This is a genomic window from Kitasatospora sp. NPDC002522, from assembly GCF_053595195.1.
The window spans coordinates 54,817-73,415 of sequence record NZ_JBSFXE010000003.1; the positions used below are offsets into that span (position 1 = coordinate 54,817).

Below are 18,599 nucleotides of genomic sequence, written 5' to 3' on the forward strand. Positions count from 1 at the left end.
CCGGAAGGATCTCTTCCGGCAGCACACTCTCGTCGTGCCGGTCCAGGGGTCCAACCTGCCGACGACTCACGCGCTGGAGCTTCCATGCCTGAGTCGATCACGTCGACTGAACCGCCTTGCCCCGCCGCGACTCCTGGGGAGGAGACCCGGCCGGGGCAGGACGACACCGGGCTGTCCGTCGGACGGTCCGCTACTACGCCTTCCACCCCCGGCTCGGGCTTGGGCACTCTCGTCTACCAGCTAGCGGTCGCCCACACCTGGCGCCGACGCGGGCACCCCGTGATGCCCGGCAGCCAGGCCACCAAGCGCCCGCTGGTCCAGGGATTCGGCGCGGGCGAGGACCGCGCCAAGTTCTGCAGCCCGAGCCTGGTCGATGCCTGGTGGTCGACCCTGTTCCCGCGCGCCCACGTCTGCCTGCTCACCGACCACTACCTGGTGGTCGACTGCGACATGCCAAAGGGGCCGGCGGGGCTCACCGACCGCTGGTCCGGTTGCCAGGATGGGACCGACGTCTTCGCCGTACGCCTGGCGGAGCTCGGCCTCACCTGGCCGGAGACGTACACCGTGCTCACCCCGTCTGGGGGCGTCCACCTATACTTCGTGATGCCCGGGGACCCGATCGGATGCCGAACCGGCACCGGCCGGGCCAAGGATCCGAGCGGTGAGCCCGCGCCTGGGCATATCGGCCCGCTGGTCGACGTCCGTGGCGTCGGCGGGTACGTCATCGCGGCCGGCTCCTACTCGGCGAAGCACGGCCGACCCTACGAGCGGATCAGCCCGCCGGCGGTCCGGCCCGCGCCGCTGCCGGATGCCCTGGCCGAGCTCCTCCGGCGGCCGGCCGCGCCACCGCCGGCACCCACACCGCCGACTCCCGTGCAGTACGGACGGCGCGCCGACCGGTACGCGCAGTCCGCGCTCGCCGGCGCCGCCCAGGACGTCGCCGACGCCCCGGCCGGGGAGGGCAACCGGATGCTGTTCGCCCGCGCCCGGCACCTGGCCGAGCTCGCGCACACCGCACCGCGGGTGCTCACCCTGGAGGAGGTGCAGCGGCACCTGGTGCCGGCCTCCGTCGGTCGCGGCCGGACCGCCGAGGCCGAAGCGCGCCGCACGGTGGAATCCGGCTGGACCGCTGGCCAGCGGGGGGCTGCGGCGTGACGATCCCCCCGCAGCCGCCCAGCGACGACACCGTCGTCAACGCCCTGCCGTCGCCGAACCCGATCGACCTCGCCCGCGCGAGGGAGGCCCGTCGGGACGGCCAGTCGCCGGCGCGCCCGACCCCGGCACCGCGTCCGGTCGAGATGCACCGCGGTCAGCTCCGGTTCGCGGAGCGCTTCATCCACGAGCACGGCAGGGCGCTCCGGTACGTCCACGGCATCGGCTGGGACCTCTGGGACCAGCACCGGTGGAAGTCGGATGAGAAGCGAGTGGAAACCCGCGCCGTGCGGCAGACACTGAAGTCTGCACTGCGCGAACTCGATAGGTACGAGGGGAAAGAGCGGGACGAGCTGTACCAGGACATTCGCAGGTGCGAGTCGAAATCCGGAATGGCGGGAATCGCGGAAATCGCAGGCGCACTCTTTCCGGTCTCCACCGCCGCGAGCGAGATGGATTCCCACCCCCACCTGTTCAACACCCCAGGCGGAACGGTCGACCTTCAAGAGCGCAACATCCGGCCCGCTCGGCGCGAGGACCTGATCACCAAGCTGTCCCGCGGCAGCATCACTGGCGACATCAGCCAGGACTGGGAGAACTTCCTGGCCCGGGTCCTCCCTGATGAGGAGGTGCGCGCCTTCGTGCAGCGGCTGTTCGGCTACGCCATGCTCGGCCGAGTCACGGAACACGTGCTGCCGATCTTCACCGGCACCGGCGCGAACGGCAAGGGCACCCTGCGAGACGCCATCATGCACACCTTCGGCGACTACGCCGACGAGGCAGATCCGGCAATTCTGATGGAATCGAAGAATGAGCGGCACGGCGCTTTCAAGATGGCGCTCAAGGGTCAGCGCCTGGTGTTCTGCTCTGAGACGGACCGCGATAAGCGGTTCGCCGAGGCCACCATGAAGAGGCTCGTTGGTGGAGATCCGATCCAGGCGAACTGGATGCATTCCAACCCGATCACGTTCGACCCGAGCCACACGCTGGTGATGCTCACCAACTACCTGCCGAAGGTCTCCGCCGACGACCCGGCCGTGTGGCGCCGGCTCCTGGTGGTCCCGTTCGACGTCGTGATCCCGGAGGACGAGCGCGATCCGGAGCTGCCGGCCAAGCTCCGGGCAGCAGCGGACGCTGTCCTGTCCTGGGTGTATGAGGGGTGGCTGGCCTACCAGAAGCAGGGGCTCAACCCGCCCGATGCGGTGCGCGCCCGCACCCAGGCGTACCAGGAGGACAACAACGCTATCGGCCGGTTCCTGGAGGAGCGAACCATGGCGAACCCTCACAGCGCCGTCCGCGCCCGGGAGTTGTACACCGCCTGGTCCACGTGGTGCCGCTCAGTCGGCGAACAGGCCGGCTCGGAGAAGGCGTTCGCCAGCCTCATGGAGTCCGCCGGCTACTCGAAGAAGAGCACCAAGGTCGGCCGCCAGTACAGCGGCCTGATGCTGCTCGATGAGGAGGACCAGGAGGACGAGGAGAGCGGCTGGCCAACCGGTGCCCGCCGGTCCGCACCACAGCCGCCCGCCGAGCCCGTCCAAGGCGAAATTCCCGCCGCCCGATAACCGTGTGTAGTTACCTGCCCCCGAGCCTCCACCGTGAGGCCCGGGGGCATTTTCACGCCGCCGATTCCCCGGGTGAAGGGTTGGAAGTGCTCTGACCTGCGAAGGTGGAGGGATGAAGGAGTTATGGGCATTTCTCGCCACCCGGGCGCGCGCGGGGCATCTTTCACGAAACCATACGCAACCCTTCACCCTTCACCCTAGTTGCTGTTTACAACCTTTCGCAGCTACGCTGCGCTACCACCTCCGCCACGCGGGGGTGGGTGGCTTGGTGAGGTACGGCAGGGCAACCGCGGGCCGCGCCCGGCCCGGTCTGGGAGGCCGGCCGCGGCCGAGCAGGCCGGGGCGGTGAACGCGCGGGCCGCAGGGGCGGGTTGCCGGGGGTGTCGGTCGCGGACGCGACCGTCCGCTGCGTCCCGGTTCGGCAAAGGGCGCGCGATTTCCGGCCATTGGGGTGTGGGGTGCGTGATGGTGATCCGTGGAGGTATCGCCCGCTGGTACCCTCGCGTAGCAGTGCCCCGACCTGCGGTAGATGCGGCTTATGCCGTGTTCGCTGCGGGTGGCCTGGCCGTGAAGACGACCGGTCCGGAGGGGTCCGCGGGGCACAAGGCGGCCCCCAGCCACGGAACATGTGGCTGGGGGCCGCTGTGTGTCCTGCGGACGTTACCTCTGGTCGTGGGCGTCCGGCTGTGATTCGGAACAGATCCGGATGATCTGAGGCTGCCTCAGCCCGACCGCGCGGGCGACGGTGTAGCCGGAGAGCCCATCGTCCACGGCGTTGACGATCAGGTCGTTGCGGGCAGCGAGGGCGGCCTGGTAGCGCTCGCGGCAGTCGCGGACGTAGTCGGCGGAGGCGGCCAGTCGCTCGGGGTATCCGGTGGCGATAGCTGCGGGCATGGGTCCTCCCGAAATTGATACGTTCCGGTATCGGTGGACCCCACGTCAGAGTATCCCCATGCCACCGTCAGCCAGTCGTCGCCGAGGCGGATCAGTGCGCGTCCGCGGCACCTGCACGGCGGGCCACGTCACTGAGACCGTGTCAGCCCCGGGCAGAGTCACCTGGGACGGCCCCTGCGCGACCGAGGGCTGCTCGCTGCACGTGGTAGCGAAGCGGGTCCCGCGCGAGCAGCGCCCACCCACCGACGAGAAGGCCGTTGAGCCCGCGCCGGAGGCCGACGACGACGTACGAGAGGTGAGTTGGGATGTCCCCCAGCCCAAGCAGCGAGGTGCCGGCCGAGCAGGCCGAGCCGACGATCCCTCAGCAGCGCCCGAACAGCCCGCTGTTCCAGGAGCCGGCCACCCCGCCGAGCCCGGACCCGCTGTCGTCACCGTCCTCGAACCCGAACCCGAGCGACAGCCCGAGCAGCCCCAGCGGCGAGGACCCGACCTGGTCGACCCCCGCGCCGGACGACCTCCCCAGCGGACCCGGAGGGTCTGGCGGCACCCCCTCGGGTGGTGAACCGGTCCGGATCACCCGCGCCGCGATCCAGAAGGGCCTGTCTGGTGTCCTGGACACCGTGACCCGGCAGCTCGCCCGGATCGCGGCCGACCCGGTCGAGCAGCACTACGGCCTGTGGCGCCCGGAGGACGGCGAGATCGAGGCGATCGCCCGGCCCGCCGCCCGGATCGCGTTCCGCCGCCTCCCGGAGGGAGCGACCGGCAACAGCGACGCCCTGGACGTCGTGGACCTGGTCCTCGCCCTGGGCGGCTACGTCTGGCGGAACGTGTCGATGCGTCAGCAGCTCCGCGCCGCGCGGCAGCTCGGCGACGCGGGCGAGAGCGCCCCGGCGGCAGCGTGACCGCGGACTTCCCGTACCCGGTCATCGACCCGTCGGCGAACCAGATCATCGTCGCGGTCGGCCGGAAGGGCAGCGGCAAGAGCGCGGCGGCTCGGGAGCACTTCCGTGGCTGGCCGGCGACCGACCGGTACGTCATCGACATCAACGGGTCGGCCGACCCCGGCGACGACCAGGACGTCATCGTGCTCCGCGGGCAGCCGCCCCACGAACTCCCGCCCCGCCAGGACCCGGCCGTCCCCGTCACGGTCCGGTGGATCGCCGACCCGGCCGCCGACACCTTCGAGGACGACGTCGACCGCGCGCTCGCGGCGGCCTTGTACCCGAAGGACCGGCGGGTGCTGGTCTGGGTGGACGAGATGGGCGAGGTTTTCAAGGCCGGCCGGACCGGCCGCAACGGCAGGCTGCTGTTGCACCAGTCCCGCCACCACAAGACGAGCGCACTGCTCTGCGGCCCCCGGCCGAAGGGTGTTGACCCGCTCGTGATGGCGCAGGCCGACCGCGTCCTGATGTTCGACCTGCCCAACACCCTGGACGTCGCTCGCATCGCGGAGAACATCGGCATCGCACCGGGGAAGCTCGCCGCGGTGCTCAACGAGACCGCCCGCCGCGGCGCCCACTGGTCGACGCTGTACGTCGCCGAAGAGCACCGCCTGTACCGCGTCCCCCCGTTCCAACTCACCTGATCGGAGCACGACTTGAGCGGAGACGAGGGCCTCTACAGGGCCTTCCCCGAGATCGCCCGGCAGGAGCACGACGCCGAGCTGGTCGAGCGGTTCAGCTACCACCCGCCGCGGCCGGGTCAGCCTGAGCTCTACGAGCAGGTGCGCGCGGCCGGCCTCGACTTCGCGCGCCTGCTCAACTCCTACGTGCCCGGCTCCCCCGAGCTCACGCACGCCGTCGACAGCATCGACCAAGCGGTGATGTGGGCCAACGCCGGCATCGCGCGCCGATCCTGACCCACCCACCACCAGCACGGAACGGACCCCTCCATGCCCACCCTGTCCGAGATCCTCCACCGCCTGGCCGACGCCGTCCCGATGCCGTCCGGCACCGACCGCGAGCAGCTGCACGCCGACATCGACACCGCGGCCGGCACCCAGGCCCCGGCCGACCCGGCGCCGCTCGACATGCAGAAGACGCCCGAGCAGCCGCCGGCGACCACCGCATACGGCCCGGGCGCGCTGCCCGTGCAGAACATCGCGCCCGACCCGGCCACCGCCTACCAGCCGGCCATCGCGCTGACCCCGCCGCCGGCGCCCGTCCCGCCGTTCCCGGGCCAGGTCGGCTGATGGACACCTACGACAGGCAGCTGCTCGCGGCCTACCGCAAGCACCGCCTCGTGCCCGGCCCGCCGCCGGCCCGGGTGCGGTGCCCCTCGCGCTGCGCGTACGAGTTCGGCATCACCCCGGATGGATGGCAGGGGGTCTGGCGGCCAGACGGCAGCCAGGTCACCAACGCGTCGTTCACCGACGACGAGCTGGAGCAGGGCTGGGGGGACTGCTGGCGCGGCCTCACCCGGGTGATGGGGCTGTGGCTGGCCGAGCAGGGAGTGACGCTCCCGCACGCGGAGCAGGCGGACAGCCCGCTCCCCCAGGACATCGCGGACTACCTGGACCACACGCGCACGCACCGCGTGCACCTGCTCCAGCAGGCACTCGACCCGCACCGCATGGCGGACCCGGGTGCCGGCCCCCGCAGTCTCCACCAGCCCGAAGTCGACCGGATCGAGGAGCACTTCCCCCGCCTCTGGTCCGAGCACGGGCGGTACCGGATCAGGGTGCAGGTGCGGGTGGAGGTCACCGCCGAGCGCATCGAAAGTTAGCCCGGGAGATCATCTTCCGGCGTCCCGCAGGTATCCCCCAGCGTCGAGAGAACCACTCTCGACCTGGGGGTTTCCCATGCGCCTGAACGGCCTTCTCCTGACCGCCGTCGTCGCCCTGGCGGTCACGGTCGCCTACGACAAGTACGGCCGCGGCATGTCCTTCCGGCACGGCTCCTGATGGGGGCCGGCCGCGGGCTGGCGTTCTACGCCTCCGTCGCCCTGACCTCTGTCCTTTCGCTGGTCGCGCTCAACCTGGCCGCTGACCGGCTCCCCATCCCGGGTCTTCAGACCCTGCGCGACTACGCAGTGAGGCGGAACGGCTGATGACCGCAGCAGTCACCGGGACCACGGGTCCCGTCCGGTACATGCAGGGCATCGCCGTGCCGTCGGAGAGCGTCCGGCCGCCGGAGTTCTTCGCCCGCACCCGTCGCAAGACCTTCTCCGAGGGGTCGCAGGCGTGGGGAGGCTTCGGCACCCAGAACACGTGGGAGTTGAAGAAGTCCGACATCATCAGCTCGGCGATCATCCGGTTCACCGGCTCGCTGGTCGTCACCCCGGGCAGCGGCACCGTCGCGTCCACCAGCCGGTGGCCCTACGACATGCTCAAGGCGGTGCGCTTCACCGCGAACGGCGCGTCGAACGTCATCAACGCGTCGGGCCTGAAGCTCAAGGCCCGCGAGTTCATGAAGAAGTCCGACTTCACCGACCGCGGTGTCCCGCAGACCGTCACCGGCGCGTCGGTGCAGAACGGCACCTTCAGTTCGGCGTCCGAGTCGTGGGGTGTCGGCTCGAACACCTCCGCGCTGGCCAACGGCACCTACAACGTTGACCTGTACTGGATCGTCCCGATCGCCGAGGACGAGATCGACCTGGCCGGCGCCATCTTCGCCGCGACGTCGAGCACCGACCTGACCATCCAGGTCGACTCCGAGCTGGCGTCGAACCTGTTCACGCTGACCGGCAACGGCGCGGTCGCCCTCACCGGCACCATGCAGGTCACCACGGTCAAGTACTCGGTGCCGATCGGCTCGGACGGCCAGATCGTCGTCCCGGACCTGTCGCTCTTCCACTCGTTCATCCAGAGCCGGACCACCCAGCTCGGCAACGGCGAGATCGAGAGCCGGCTGATCGGCCAGGGTGCCGGCAAGACGATGCTCCGCACCCTGTTCCAGACCTGGAACGGTGCCGGTGTCGGCTCGCCGCTCCAGATGAACGCCACCAACTACGGCAAGATCGCGTGGCGGTACGGCTCGAACGAGACCCCGGACGAGTACCTGACCGGCTCGCACCTGCGGTTCGTCAACGAGCGCATGTACAACACCGACGTGGGCGGCGTCTGGGGCGTGGGCTGCATCGACTTCGCCAACGAGAACGCCTTCCGGGACGCCGTGGACATGGGCACCACGTCCGACCTGCGGCTGGTGACGACCTACCAGTCCGGTCTGACCCTGACCAACGCCGCGCTGGAGTACGTCCAGGAGACCATCTTCCAGGCCGGCGCGGGGAGCTGACATGGCGACCGCCTCCTGGATGAGCCCCAGCCCGACCGCCAAATACGGCATGGGCTTCGCCTCCCCGTCGGCGACACGCGACGACACCCCGCTGGCGCAGGTAGCCGGCCCGGCGCCGGCCGCGAAGGGCACCACGCAGCTGCTGCACCCCAACAACCCGATGTTCTGGGTGGGCGCGCTGCTGCTCGGCGCGTTCGGCCTGGCCGCGGTGTCCACCAGCGTGCGCGTCGGGCCGGTCAAGGTCTCCGGTTCCCTCGGTGGCTAAGCACCGCGGCCGACCTGCCGGCGAACTCCGGCTGGACCCGGGTGATCCGACCGACCGTCAGATCATCGGCCGGCAAGTCGCGGCGGCCCGGCAGTCCGGCCGGGAACGTCGGGACCGCGCCGGGTCGACGCGGGGCCGCGCCGACCTGGAGCAGGCCTACGACGAGGGTGCGGCCGAGCCGGACGAGGAGGAGCCGGCCGCGGCCGGACCCGGCCGGGCGGCGCGCGCCGGGGCCGCGGTCGGCAAGGGCGCCCAGGCGTCCGCCGACTACCTGTCCAAGGGCCGCTGGCGGCCCACCCTGACCCCGCCCACGCGGGCCCGGGACGCGGGGAGCCTTCTCACAGGCCTGCTGCTCTACACGGTGGCGATCACCTACATCCGGTACGGGGCAGCCGGGTGGCGGGGGTGGCTGTCCGCGAAGTTCCTCAACAAGCCCCTCCAGGGCCTCGCCCCGGAGGGGACCGGCGGACCGATCCAGCGGAGGACGGCATGAACAGCGGCGGAATCTTCCTGGTCGTGGCTGGGGTCTGGCTGATCACCCAGATCGTGGCGGGCGACATGCTCGGACGGCTCAACCTCCTATGAACTGGCGGGCCCTGTTCACCGGGATGCTCGGCCTCGCGCTGCTGGAGGCCGCGGTCAGCAGCAACGCCGCGGCCGAGCGCGCGGGAGGTCTGCTGACCAGCCTCGCCGCCGTCATCAACCACGTCCTGGACCCGACCGTCCCGGCCATCCCCGACCTGCGCAAGCACGGCGGGGCGGCGCCGCCGGCCTCCGCCCCTGCACCGTCCACCGGCGGCACCCTGCTGCCCGCCGAGTGGACCACGTCCGCTACCGCGCTCTACACGTGAGGTGACCCGATGAAGGGCTTCTTCAACCACTACCTGGCCGTGTCCGGCGGCCTGATCGCCCTCTACCTGGCGCTCAACTACGCGAGCGGCGGCGGCACACTGATCCGCGAGGGCGCGGCCGGCCTGAGCAGCGTCACCAAGACGTTCCAGGGCCGCTGATGTTCGCCAACCAGTACGTCGCGCCCGTCAGCGAGTTCGGGGAGGACCCGAACGGCCGGTCGACCGCGCGCGGGCTGCTGACGGAGATCTGGACCCGCGTGCAGGGCTTCCGCACGCACCCGTACGGGCCCGCGGACAAGGACCCGTCGATCACCTTCAACGGGTACGCCATCGCGCCGCAGGACTTTCGCGGGCTGGGCAACCAGCTCGGCCCCGGCACCGTGCCGTACCGCAACGGCGGCTACGCGACCATCGCGTCCGGTCTGGTCGAAGGGCCCCTCGGCGACCCGTCGCGCCGCATCTTCGCCCAGCGTCTGGCGCGCCGTCAGCCCTCCGGAGGTGCCTGATGCCCACCACCCCCGGGCCTGCGCCGGAGGCACCTGCCAGCGGCATGGGCGGCGGCCTGGCGGCGCGCGTGGGCGGCCAGCGCAACCTCGCGGTGCTCGCCGCCGGCGGCACCGTCGCCGTGGTCGCGCTGCTCGCTGGCCGCAAGCGCAAGGCCGCCGCCGGCGACGCCACCAACACCAGTGCGGTGCAGGCCGCCGGCAGCGGCTTCGACTCCGGGCCCTACGACATGTGGAACGCCTGGCAGCAGGAGTACGAGGGGCTCCAGAAGGAGATCTCCGACCTGCGGAACAAGCCGGGCACGACCGCCCCGCCCATCACGAGTGTCGTCACCAAGATCCCGACACCCGTGCCGGTGCCGATCCAGAGACCGCCCCGGCCGGCCCCGGCCCCCACCCCGGCACCGGTCCAGCAGCCGCCCCGGCCGCAGACGGTCTGGTACACCGCGCACTCGGGCGACACCTACTCCGGGCTCGCCGCGAAGTACGGCCACAACGCCAACGAGCTGTGGGACTACCAACTCCAGCCGGGCATCCGGCCTGCCGACACCCAGGCGACCCTCCGGACCCGCGGCATCGACCACGCGCTGTTCAACGGGTCGTCGGTGGCGATCCCCGGCGGCTGGAACCTCCAGTGACCGCGCTCACCGACCTGTTGGGCTGGGCCCGAGCCCAGCTCGGCAAGCCGTACGTGTGGGGCGGCACCGGCCCCGACGGCTACGACTGCTCCGGGTACACCCAGGGGGCGTTCCACTCGATCGGCGTCGACATCCCGCGCACCAGCCAGGAACAGCGCAACGCGGGTGTCGGCGTGAGCCTCGATCAGATTCAGCCCGGGGACCTGGTGACGTTCACCTACCCCGACAGCGGCGGCAACCCGGGCCCGGGCAACCACGTGGCGATCTACGCCGGTGGCGGCCAGGTACTGGAGGCCGCCCGCAGCGGCGTCCCGATCCGGATCGCCCCGCTCAATACTCGAGCTGTAGACCGGGTGCGCCGGGTGCTCGGCACCGCGGGCAGCGGCGGCGCTGACGCCCCGTCACCGGCCGCGGCGAACGTCGACGGCACCGTGTCGACGGCCGGCCTCCAGCAGGCCGGCTACGACGCCGCGCTGGACTTGACCCCTTGGGGCATCCCCCTGAACCCGTTCAAGCTCCCCGGGTGGCTGGCGGGGAAGCTCGGCGGGTCCGGCGGCCTGCTCGGCCACGGCATGACCGACGCGCTCGGCGCGGTCGCCCTGGCCGTGCTCGGCGTCGCCGTCGGCGGCGGCCTGGTCCTGCTCGGCGGCTACATCACCACCAAGCCCCTGAACGACGCTGCCAGCGAGAAGCTGGCCCAACTCCCCGTCCCGTAGGAGGACTCCATGGGCTCCCTGTCGCCGTGGCGTCAGCACGCCGGCCCCGCCGCCGCCCGACTCGACGTCACCGTGCCGGACCAGGACGACGACCAGGTCCCCGAGGTCGAGTACATCCGGTGGCTGTCCCAGCTCCAGGCCGACCTCGCGCAGTCCATCAACGGCGTCGCCCTGCGCGCCGCCCGGCCGGTGGCCATCGGTGTCGCACCGAACGGCTCCCAGCGCCCGCTGTCGAGCGCGGGACGGATCGTCGGCTGGTCGGTCCGGGAGACCACCGGCGCGGCCGCCGTGGTGCGGCTGTGGGACGGCCGGGAGGCCGGCGGCCAACTGCTCGGCGTCATCGCCTTCCCGGCCGGCGCCGCCGCGAACGTCATGCCCAGCGGCGGCGGCATCAACGTCTCCGACGCGCTGTTCGTGGAGGTCGTCACCGGCACCGTGGAGGGCGTGCTGTACCTGGGCGGGGTGGACTGATGCACCTCAACTTGACTCTGCTCGGCACAGCGGCCGGCACCGTCATCGCGGTCGGGACGATCGTCGGCTACGTCGCCCGCCGGATCGGCCGCACCGCCCTGTGGATCCTCGCCCTCTCCCAGCTCCCTGACGCCGTGTCCGGGCTCGCCGATCAGGTCGAGTCGCTGTCCGGCACCGTCGACGCTCTCGGCCGCACCGTGGCGAGCCTACAGAGCCCTCCACCCCCGGCCGCCGCCCAACTCACCCTGGAGACACCGTGAACGTCCGTGCCCTGATCCCTGCCGCCGGTCTGCTCGGCCTGGCCGCGCTCGCGCTCGTCGGCGACGTCGTCCTGGTCGCGCTCGGCCACCAGCCGTTGCCCGCCCTGGAGTCGGTGTTCCTGGCCGGCCTCACCGGCGGCGCCGCGCTCACCCCGCCCCCGCAGCGCACCGAGCCGCCGGCGGACCGGCAGTGAGCCGCCGCCGGCCAGTGATCCGCTCGCAGCGCGTCGCCCTGCTGCTCGGCTACAGCGGCATCCTGATCGGCGCCCTGGCGCTATGGGACGCGTACGAGGGCCGTGGCGCGCGCCGCCCGTTCATCGTCAAGCTCCTCCCCGGAGGCTGAGTTGTTCCTGCCTCAGCAGCAGTCGACGATCACCGGCGCGCGCGTGACCCTGGTCGACTACCCGCCCGCGCTGGAAAGCACCGCGACCGCCGACGCCTCCGGCACCGCGACGATCGTCTGGGACCCGCCCGACGTCGACTACTTCTACCGGATCGAGCGGGCCACGACTTTCGTCACCGGCAACAGCTCGACCAACGGCGCGGTGCTGCTCTACGAGGGGTACATCAACCCGATCCGGATCCGCGACGGCTCCAAGTCGCCGGCCTTCGACATCGCGGACGAGCGGAGCCCCATCACCATCCACCCCACCATGCCCGTGATCATGCAGTGGACCGGCCTCACCCCGGGCTCGAAGTGCAGCGCATCCCTCCAGTACACCCTCTGGCGGACCCTCACCACCTTGACCCCCGGGAGTGCCTGACCATGGCGTTCGACAACCCGATCACGACCCTGCCCGGCTCCGCCATCACCGGCCCCATCGACGGCGGACAGCTCATCGACGGCTCGGTCGTCGGCACCAAGTTGTCCGCGGACGCGATCGACGGCAAGGTCATCACCGGCGCGGTCATCCGCACCACCGCCGGCACCCCCCGCATCCAGCTCCAGTCCAGCGACAACACCTTGACCGCCGAGGACGGCACCACGTCCTTCGCCCAGCTCACCCCGGGCAAGTTGCTGTTCGGCGGGTACAACCCGAACACCGGGAACAAGTGGACCGGCGGCGCGGCCTACATCACCGCCGACCTGAACACCATGACGCTCGTCGGCGCCGGCGACACCACCTCCGGCAGCGCCGACTACGCGCCGCGGCTCATCTTCGACGCCGGCATCTTCGGCCTGCCGAAGAGCGAACTCCGGCTCGACAGCCTCCAAGCAGGCACCCCCGCCAACTTCAAGCTCACCGGGGCCGTCACCAAGACCGGCGCGACCTGGCAGACCCCCAGCTACGGCACCAACTGGGCCGCGGGCACGAGCTTCAACGGCAACGTCGGCTACCACTCGCTCCAGTACCGCCTGGACGCCGAGGACAACGTCCACATGGTCGGCGTGTTCGTCGCGGGGGCGACCGCACCGACCAACCCCGTGTTCACCCTGCCCGCCGGCTACCGCCCCGCCGGCTCACAACCGGTGTGGTGCCAGCGCAACAACGGCGGCGTCCTGACGTTCGGCCACCTGTACGTCGGCACGGGCGGCAACGTCAACGTGCCCACCGGCTCCGGACTCGGCATCGCCGCCGGCAACGAGTACATCGTCAGCGGCCACTTCCCGCTCAACACCATCCCGTAGGAGAACTCGCATGCGCGACGAGTACGTCAACCTGCTGCTGTCCCAGGACGGCGTCCACGAGGGCCAGAACGCGGACGGCACCTGGAACAACCACCAGCGCTACTCCGCCGAGACCCCCGGCCTGGAGTGGTCGCAGGACCAGCCCTGGTGCGCGACCTTCGAGGCGTGGGGCGCCCACCAGCTCGGCATGGACCAGCTCTGGCCCATGACCGCCTCGTGCCTCACCGCCGTCGACTGGTGGCAGCAGCACGGCCGCTGGACCCAGTACCCGGTCCTGGGCGGCCCGTTCTACCTCGGCGACGGGGGCGGCGCCCACACCGGCGTCGTGGTCGGCTACGACGCCGACAACATCTTCACCATCGAGGGCAACACCTCGGCGGACGGCCGCTCGGCGTGGGGCGACGGCGTGCACCAGCGCACCCGCCCCCGCCGCGGCCCCTCGGGCCCGTACGGCTACGGGGTGCCGGCCTACCCGGAGGGCATCATCTCGGCGGACCCCGCGCTCGGCGGCGTCCCGGCCGCGCACGTCAACACCGTGACGGGACAGCCCGCCCCCGCGCCGACCCCGGCGCCTCCGGCCGCGCCGGCCTACCCGCAGTGGCCCGGCCGGTACCTGCGCGTCCAGTCGCCGATGCTGCACGGCGACGACGTCCGCCAGTGGCAGCAGCAGATGGCCGCGCGCCGCTGGTCGATCGACATGGACGGCTGGTACGGGCCGCAGTCCGCCGGCGTTTGCCGGGCATTCCAGCAGGAGAAGGGGTTGGTGGTCGACGGCATCGTTGGGCCGGTCACCTGGGCCGCCGCGTGGACCGCCCCCCGTACCTGATCACTCGCCAGTTTGTCCAGCCTGTCATGACCAGGTGCGATGCTCGATTATAGTTCGACCAGCGGACCTATTTCGTAGCGTACGCACCGGTTTGACTGCTAGCGTGGCTGGCAGATCGACACGGGGGAGAGGACCGGACCCCCCTACTCCCCCGCCGCTCCGAGCACTCCCCCCGAGTGCTCAGGGCAAGAGCCCGCCACCCTCCCCAGGGTGACGGGCTCTCAGCGTTTTGTAGGATCAATCCAGGGACCTCCCGCATATGCCGCGGGAGGTCCCGCTACGCGACCAGGTAGGCCGTGGACGGCTCGTCCTGGTGGACCCGACCCAGGTGACCCATGGCGATCAGCAACTCGTCCTCCAAGAGGCCCTCCACCCCCTGGTCCCCGGTCAACTCCGCCAGCCGCACCTGCACCTGGCGGCAGTTCACGCAGCCCCACCGCCGCGCGTAGTGGTCCACCAGCCCCGTGATCTCCGACCGCACCACGAACGGCACCCGAGCAGCCATCAGCTCTCCTCCTTCGGTCTCGACCTCAGCCATGCCAGCGAGGCCGGCAACTCCTCGCGATCCACGCCCACGGCCCGCAGCAGGATGTCCAGCTCCCCCTCCAGGTGCATGATGCGGGCCTCCATCACGTCCTGGACCGAGCCCAGCGGGCCGATCCTCGTCTCGTACTGCTCCGCGACCCTGGCCCGGGTCGCATCGAAGCGCGCGACCGTGCCGCCCCAGTCTTCGCGCAGCGTGTCCAGCGCGGCGCGCACGTCGAACGAGCTCGGCGCGCGGAACCGCCCGGCCTGCTCGGCCATCAGGACCCGCCCCCCATGGCCGGCCGCACCCGCGCGGTGGCGGTCAGCTCCACCGGCGCGTCATCGCCCTGGTCGACCTGGATCTCCTCCCAGGACCAATCGCGGTGGTCGTCCGCGTAGGCGAAGTCCAGCTCGGCCAGCGCGGCGGTCCGCTCCGCGATGGTCGGCGCCGTGCCGTGGTAGTACCGCCAGGCGTGCTCGGGCCACGGGTTCATGCCGGGGGTCACGACGAACAGCACCCAGTGCGGGCGGTGCTTGCGGGGGCTGGACAGGATCGCCTGGGGGTAGGGCTCGCTCACTTCGCCTCCCCAACCCGTCGGGTCACCTTGATGACGAGAGGCGCATCGGTGTACTGCCCCTGGTACTGCTCGGTGGTGTACCCGAGGACCCGCAACTCGGCCTCATGCCGGTCGGTCTGCACCTGAAGGTCGGCTCGGCTCTGCGGACGAACGCAGACCTCAACGCTCCAGGGGGTCGTCCGCAGCGAGATGAATCCATGGGTGCAGGTGCCGGACCCGTCGCCGGTCGAGACCGACCGCACGAAGCCGGCCTTGGCGAGTTGGCGGCTGATTGCGGCGGCGGATACGGGCTGACAGCTGGCGTCGATCGTCGGTTTTGGTGCGCTCACACTCACTTCGCTTCGTCTCCTTCGTGAGGGGCTCCCCGGTCGCGCCGCGGAGCTGGTCGACCGCGGCGTCGGCGTCCTCGTCGTGGAGGGCCGCGTAGCCGGCGGTGGTGGCCGGGCTGCTGTGCCGCATCAGGCGCTGCGTCACCAGCAGGTCCCGGGTGGTGCGGTAGACCTCCGAGCCGTAGCGGTGCCGGAGGCGGTGGGTTCGGTAGCGGTGCACGCCGAGCCGCTGCGCGAGCGCGGTCAGCCGGCGGGCGAGGGAGCGGGCGGGGATGTGCCACAGACGCCCCGGGGTCCCCGCCCACGGGCGGAGGGCGTCCAACAGCACCGGCGGCAGCTTCAGGACGTCGACCCGCCCGCCCTTGCCGTTCAGCCGCAACTTCTCCCCCCGGATGGATGAGCCCTCCAGGGCTGCGATCTCACCGAGCCTCAGCCCGGCGAACGCCCCCAGGAGCAGCCAGACCTCCTCCACCGTGCCCCGTGCCGCGGCGAGCATCCGGTCCAGGTCCGCCTCCGGCAGGGGGTCCGGCAGCCGGCGGGGAGTCCTGGGACGGGGGATGCCGTCCAGCAGTTCGGGGCACCGCGCGAAGGTGGTCCACGCTTCGATGTGGCCGTAGTACGTGCACCGGGTCCATTGGGAGTGGCCCGGCCGGCCGAGGAACGAGAGCACGTGGTCCCGGGTGATCGCCGTGACGTTCCCGCCGGCGAGGCGGCTGAGCCGCTCAATCGCCGCGGTGCGGTCGCGGACCGTGCGGGGGGACATGCCCACCGCGGTCATGAGCAGGGACCACGATTCCAGCATTTCTGTCATATGCCAGAAATGCAGCAAACCCGACTATGCCGCCAACAGGGACATCTCGGGAACATACGGTGGCGTAAGTCACTTCACAAGGTGAACCATCTCCTGCATGGCCGACTACCAGGAGACCCTTGACCTCAGTTCGTACGCCGCCCTCGGTGACAGCTTCACCGAGGGACTCAACGACCCCGGCCCCGAAGGCCGGTTCGCCGGCTGGGCCGACCGGCTGGCCGGGATGCTGGCGGAAGGCCGCCCGGAGCACGCGTTCCGCTACGCCAACCTCGCCGTCCGCGGCCGCCTGCTGGACCAGATCGTCGCCGAGCAGGTCCCCCGGGTCCGCGAGCTCCAGCCCGACCTGGTCACCCTGTGCGCGGGCGGCAACGACATCCTGCGCCCGGGCAGCGACCCGGACCTGATCGCCGAGCACTTCGAGGCGGCGGTGCTGGAGCTGCGCGAGAACGCCGGGACGATCCTGATCTGCACCGGCTTCGACACCCGCGACGTCCCGATCCTGCGTCACCTGCGCGGGAAGATCGCCACCTACAACGTCCACCTGCGGGCGATCGCCGACCGCCACGGCCTCGCGGTGGCCGACCTGTGGTCGCTGCGCGCGGTGCACGACCGGCGGGCCTGGTCGGACGACCGGCTGCACCTCTCGCCCGAGGGCCACCAGCGGGTGGCGCTGCTGGCCGCCCGCTCGCTGGGCCTGGCCGTGGCCGGCGACCCGGAGGCCGCCTGGCCGCCCGCTCCGGTCACCTCGGCCGCCGAGCAGCGCCGGGAGAACCTGCAGTGGGCCCGCACCTTCCTGCTGCCGTGGGTGGGGCGCCGGCTGCGCGGCGAGTCCTCCGGCGACCACGTCGAGCCCAAGCGCCCCGAGCTGCTCCCGCTCTGAGCCGCCCCAGGGGCGCGCACCCACGAGACGCGCGCCCCTGGAGACACCACTGCGGGCCGCCCCGCCCCCACGCGGATGCGGCCCGCAGACCCCAGGTGAGACCCCTGCCTCGCCTTATTCGACGACCAGCTCCACCGGAATGTTCCCGGCCGTGGCCTTGGAGTACGGGCAGACCTGGTGGGCCTGCTTCACCAGCAGCTCACCGGTCTCACCGGCCAGCGCCTCGGGCAGCTCCACCCGCAGCACCACGGACAGGCCGAAGCTGGTCTCGTCCTTGCCGATGCTGACCTCGGCGGTCACCGACACCTCGGAGGTGTCGACCCGCGCCTGCCGGCCGACCAGGCCCAGCGCGCTGGAGAAACAGGCCGCGTAGCCGGCGGCGAAGAGCTGCTCGGGGTTGGTGCCCTGCCCGCTCCCGCCGAGCGCCGGCGGCATCGCGAGGGTGAGGTCCAGCTGGCCGTCCGAGCTGACGGCACGGCCCTCGCGGCCGTTCGCGGTGGCGACGGCGGTGTAGAGCGCGTCCATTCCAAGCCTCCTGTGCGTTCACGGGACCCCGTCGGCCGGTCCGGCCCCGGGGTCTCTGCCCTGTCCTGCCCCAGAACTATTGCACACAACTGAATTGCGCACAACTGAATGGCCCGCTTGCTACCCTGGAGCCATGACCACGCACGGCGAGAACCCCCGACCCGCGGACGAGGACCTGCTGCTCCTGGACCGCCAGATCTGTTTCTCGCTGAACGCCGCCGCCCGCGCCTTCGGCGGCGTCTACCGCACCGCGCTCAAGGACCTCGGCCTGACCTACCCGCAGTACCTGGTGATGCTGGTGCTCTGGGAGGACGGCTCACTGCCGGTCAAGCAGCTCGGCGAACGGCTGCGCCTGGACTCCGGCACCCTCTCCCCGCTGCTCAAGCGCCTGGAGGCGGCCGGCCTGGTCCGCCGCGACCGCTGCCCCGAGGACGAGCGGTCGGTGATCGTCTCGCCGACCCCGGCCGGCCGCGAGCTGCGCGAGCGCGCCCACCCCGTCCCGCGCCACATCCTGGCCGCCTCCGGCCTCCCCCTGGAGGACCTGCGCACCCTGCGCGACCTGCTCACCCGGGTCACCGCCAACATGGACGCCGCCGCGCACTACGACTCGTAGCGCTCCACTTCCTCGACACTGCGCACGCTGGCCTGGTCCGGGTCCTCGCCCGCGTCGACCCGGGCCCGGCGCTGCCGGAGCAGGTCCCAGCACTGGTCGAGCTGCTCCTCGATGTCCTTGAGCTCACGGTGCTCGGTGGACTGGTCGATCCGGCCGTCGGCGAGCGCGGCGCGCAGGGTCCGCTCGGCCTCGACCATCTCGTTGATCCGCTCCAGGATGCGGCGATCGGCGGCGCCGCTGCGCTGCTGGTCCATCGGGGGCCTCCTCGAAGGTCGTCTGCGCCCGCGGACCCGCACCGGCGGGTCCGCACACCCCACTCTAGGAACGCGCCCGAC

Annotated in this window: 31 protein-coding genes; 24 read left to right on the top strand and 7 right to left on the bottom strand. The window is 71.6% G+C overall.

Annotated elements, in window-relative coordinates; translation table 11 throughout:
- The first annotated feature begins 219 nt into the window (after positions 1-219).
- Positions 220-1,155 (top strand): bifunctional DNA primase/polymerase, encoded by a 936-nt coding sequence (locus tag ACWD4U_RS03210; protein ID WP_363453496.1) that lies wholly within the window; start codon positions 220-222, stop codon positions 1,153-1,155.
- Entirely contained in the window at positions 1,152-2,714 is a 1,563-nt protein-coding gene (locus ACWD4U_RS03215) for a DNA primase family protein (protein WP_363453495.1), read from the top strand. The genes ACWD4U_RS03210 and ACWD4U_RS03215 overlap by 4 nt, the downstream gene beginning before the upstream one ends.
- Before the next feature lie 660 nt (positions 2,715-3,374).
- Here the strand turns inward: ACWD4U_RS03215 and ACWD4U_RS03220 are convergent.
- A complete protein-coding gene (locus ACWD4U_RS03220; RefSeq protein WP_363453494.1) occupies positions 3,375-3,608 on the bottom strand; it encodes a hypothetical protein in 234 nt (77 codons plus the stop codon).
- A 305-nt stretch (positions 3,609-3,913) separates the two neighbouring features.
- On the opposite strand from ACWD4U_RS03220, the gene ACWD4U_RS03225 reads away from it, so the two are divergent.
- The 20 genes from ACWD4U_RS03225 to ACWD4U_RS03320 all read left to right on the top strand — a co-directional run bounded on the left by ACWD4U_RS03225 (position 3,914) and on the right by ACWD4U_RS03320 (position 14,003).
- Positions 3,914-4,510, top strand: a complete 597-nt coding sequence (locus ACWD4U_RS03225; protein WP_363453492.1) for a hypothetical protein — start codon at positions 3,914-3,916, stop codon at positions 4,508-4,510.
- Complete coding sequence (locus tag ACWD4U_RS03230) at positions 4,507-5,193, top strand: hypothetical protein (RefSeq protein WP_363453490.1); 687 nt, start codon at positions 4,507-4,509, stop codon at positions 5,191-5,193. The genes ACWD4U_RS03225 and ACWD4U_RS03230 overlap by 4 nt, the downstream gene beginning before the upstream one ends.
- Before the next feature lie 12 nt (positions 5,194-5,205).
- Positions 5,206-5,466 carry an Acb2/Tad1 domain-containing protein gene (locus tag ACWD4U_RS03235; RefSeq protein WP_363453488.1) on the top strand — a complete coding sequence of 87 codons (261 nt, stop codon included), beginning with the start codon at positions 5,206-5,208 and terminating at the stop codon, positions 5,464-5,466.
- 33 nt (positions 5,467-5,499) lie between these two features.
- Positions 5,500-5,799 (top strand): hypothetical protein, encoded by a 300-nt coding sequence (locus ACWD4U_RS03240; protein ID WP_363453486.1) that lies wholly within the window; start codon positions 5,500-5,502, stop codon positions 5,797-5,799.
- Positions 5,799-6,332 carry a hypothetical protein gene (locus ACWD4U_RS03245; RefSeq protein WP_363453484.1) on the top strand — a complete coding sequence of 178 codons (534 nt, stop codon included), beginning with the start codon at positions 5,799-5,801 and terminating at the stop codon, positions 6,330-6,332. The genes ACWD4U_RS03240 and ACWD4U_RS03245 overlap by 1 nt, the downstream gene beginning before the upstream one ends.
- 323 nt (positions 6,333-6,655) lie before the next feature.
- A complete protein-coding gene (locus ACWD4U_RS03250) occupies positions 6,656-7,843 on the top strand; it encodes a hypothetical protein (RefSeq protein WP_363453482.1) in 1,188 nt (395 codons plus the stop codon).
- Position 7,844: 1 nt separating this feature from the next.
- Positions 7,845-8,108: a hypothetical protein gene (locus ACWD4U_RS03255; protein WP_363453480.1), complete on the top strand. Its 264-nt coding sequence runs from the start codon at positions 7,845-7,847 to the stop codon at positions 8,106-8,108.
- A complete protein-coding gene (locus ACWD4U_RS03260; RefSeq protein ID WP_363453478.1) occupies positions 8,101-8,601 on the top strand; it encodes a hypothetical protein in 501 nt (166 codons plus the stop codon). Before ACWD4U_RS03255 ends, ACWD4U_RS03260 begins: the two co-directional genes overlap by 8 nt.
- Positions 8,602-8,689: 88 nt before the next feature.
- Positions 8,690-8,959 (top strand): hypothetical protein, encoded by a 270-nt coding sequence (locus ACWD4U_RS03265; RefSeq protein WP_363453476.1) that lies wholly within the window; start codon positions 8,690-8,692, stop codon positions 8,957-8,959.
- A gap of 9 nt (positions 8,960-8,968) precedes the next feature.
- The gene (locus ACWD4U_RS03270; RefSeq protein WP_363453474.1) at positions 8,969-9,118 is read left to right on the top strand and encodes a hypothetical protein; all 150 of its coding nucleotides are present in this window, start codon (positions 8,969-8,971) and stop codon (positions 9,116-9,118) included.
- Positions 9,118-9,465, top strand: a complete 348-nt coding sequence (locus ACWD4U_RS03275) for a hypothetical protein (RefSeq protein ID WP_363453472.1) — start codon at positions 9,118-9,120, stop codon at positions 9,463-9,465. Before ACWD4U_RS03270 ends, ACWD4U_RS03275 begins: the two co-directional genes overlap by 1 nt.
- Positions 9,465-10,100 carry a LysM domain-containing protein gene (locus ACWD4U_RS03280; RefSeq protein ID WP_363453470.1) on the top strand — a complete coding sequence of 212 codons (636 nt, stop codon included), beginning with the start codon at positions 9,465-9,467 and terminating at the stop codon, positions 10,098-10,100. Before ACWD4U_RS03275 ends, ACWD4U_RS03280 begins: the two co-directional genes overlap by 1 nt.
- Entirely contained in the window at positions 10,097-10,816 is a 720-nt protein-coding gene (locus ACWD4U_RS03285) for a C40 family peptidase (RefSeq protein ID WP_363453468.1), read from the top strand. The genes ACWD4U_RS03280 and ACWD4U_RS03285 overlap by 4 nt, the downstream gene beginning before the upstream one ends.
- Positions 10,817-10,825: 9 nt before the next feature.
- Complete coding sequence (locus ACWD4U_RS03290; protein WP_363453466.1) at positions 10,826-11,287, top strand: hypothetical protein; 462 nt, start codon at positions 10,826-10,828, stop codon at positions 11,285-11,287.
- Positions 11,287-11,547 carry a hypothetical protein gene (locus tag ACWD4U_RS03295; protein WP_363453464.1) on the top strand — a complete coding sequence of 87 codons (261 nt, stop codon included), beginning with the start codon at positions 11,287-11,289 and terminating at the stop codon, positions 11,545-11,547. The genes ACWD4U_RS03290 and ACWD4U_RS03295 overlap by 1 nt, the downstream gene beginning before the upstream one ends.
- Positions 11,544-11,741, top strand: a complete 198-nt coding sequence (locus ACWD4U_RS03300) for a hypothetical protein (protein ID WP_363453462.1) — start codon at positions 11,544-11,546, stop codon at positions 11,739-11,741. Before ACWD4U_RS03295 ends, ACWD4U_RS03300 begins: the two co-directional genes overlap by 4 nt.
- Positions 11,742-11,755: 14 nt before the next feature.
- Positions 11,756-11,890, top strand: coding sequence for a hypothetical protein (locus ACWD4U_RS03305; protein WP_363453460.1), 135 nt, complete (start codon positions 11,756-11,758; stop codon positions 11,888-11,890).
- 1 nt (position 11,891) lies between these two features.
- The gene (locus tag ACWD4U_RS03310; protein ID WP_363453459.1) at positions 11,892-12,311 is read left to right on the top strand and encodes a hypothetical protein; all 420 of its coding nucleotides are present in this window, start codon (positions 11,892-11,894) and stop codon (positions 12,309-12,311) included.
- Between the two features lie 2 nt (positions 12,312-12,313).
- On the top strand, positions 12,314-13,177 hold the full coding sequence (locus ACWD4U_RS03315; RefSeq protein ID WP_363453457.1) for a hypothetical protein: 864 nt from the start codon (positions 12,314-12,316) through the stop codon (positions 13,175-13,177).
- Positions 13,178-13,187: 10 nt separating this feature from the next.
- Entirely contained in the window at positions 13,188-14,003 is an 816-nt protein-coding gene (locus ACWD4U_RS03320; protein ID WP_363453455.1) for a peptidoglycan-binding domain-containing protein, read from the top strand.
- A 277-nt stretch (positions 14,004-14,280) separates the two neighbouring features.
- Here ACWD4U_RS03320 and ACWD4U_RS03325 read toward each other — a convergent pair whose 3' ends face one another.
- From ACWD4U_RS03325 to ACWD4U_RS03340, 4 genes are all read right to left on the bottom strand, one after another.
- Entirely contained in the window at positions 14,281-14,508 is a 228-nt protein-coding gene (locus tag ACWD4U_RS03325) for a hypothetical protein (RefSeq protein ID WP_363453453.1), read from the bottom strand.
- Positions 14,508-14,807, bottom strand: a complete 300-nt coding sequence (locus ACWD4U_RS03330) for a hypothetical protein (protein ID WP_363453451.1) — start codon at positions 14,805-14,807, stop codon at positions 14,508-14,510. The genes ACWD4U_RS03325 and ACWD4U_RS03330 overlap by 1 nt, the downstream gene beginning before the upstream one ends.
- On the bottom strand, positions 14,807-15,106 hold the full coding sequence (locus ACWD4U_RS03335) for a DUF6303 family protein (RefSeq protein WP_363453449.1): 300 nt from the start codon (positions 15,104-15,106) through the stop codon (positions 14,807-14,809). The genes ACWD4U_RS03330 and ACWD4U_RS03335 overlap by 1 nt, the downstream gene beginning before the upstream one ends.
- 159 nt (positions 15,107-15,265) lie before the next feature.
- Positions 15,266-16,198: a tyrosine-type recombinase/integrase gene (locus tag ACWD4U_RS03340; RefSeq protein WP_363453447.1), complete on the bottom strand. Its 933-nt coding sequence runs from the start codon at positions 16,196-16,198 to the stop codon at positions 15,266-15,268.
- Between the two features lie 145 nt (positions 16,199-16,343).
- Between ACWD4U_RS03340 and ACWD4U_RS03345 the strand changes: the two genes are divergently transcribed.
- Positions 16,344-17,126, top strand: a complete 783-nt coding sequence (locus tag ACWD4U_RS03345) for an SGNH/GDSL hydrolase family protein (RefSeq protein WP_363453445.1) — start codon at positions 16,344-16,346, stop codon at positions 17,124-17,126.
- 114 nt (positions 17,127-17,240) lie between these two features.
- Here ACWD4U_RS03345 and ACWD4U_RS03350 read toward each other — a convergent pair whose 3' ends face one another.
- The gene (locus ACWD4U_RS03350; protein WP_363453443.1) at positions 17,241-17,651 is read right to left on the bottom strand and encodes an organic hydroperoxide resistance protein; all 411 of its coding nucleotides are present in this window, start codon (positions 17,649-17,651) and stop codon (positions 17,241-17,243) included.
- A gap of 133 nt (positions 17,652-17,784) precedes the next feature.
- Between ACWD4U_RS03350 and ACWD4U_RS03355 the strand changes: the two genes are divergently transcribed.
- A complete protein-coding gene (locus ACWD4U_RS03355) occupies positions 17,785-18,264 on the top strand; it encodes a MarR family winged helix-turn-helix transcriptional regulator (protein WP_363453441.1) in 480 nt (159 codons plus the stop codon).
- Here ACWD4U_RS03355 and ACWD4U_RS03360 read toward each other — a convergent pair.
- Positions 18,252-18,518, bottom strand: a complete 267-nt coding sequence (locus tag ACWD4U_RS03360) for a DUF2630 family protein (protein ID WP_363453439.1) — start codon at positions 18,516-18,518, stop codon at positions 18,252-18,254. The genes ACWD4U_RS03355 and ACWD4U_RS03360 overlap by 13 nt on opposite strands.
- Between the last annotated feature and the right edge of the window lie 81 nt (positions 18,519-18,599).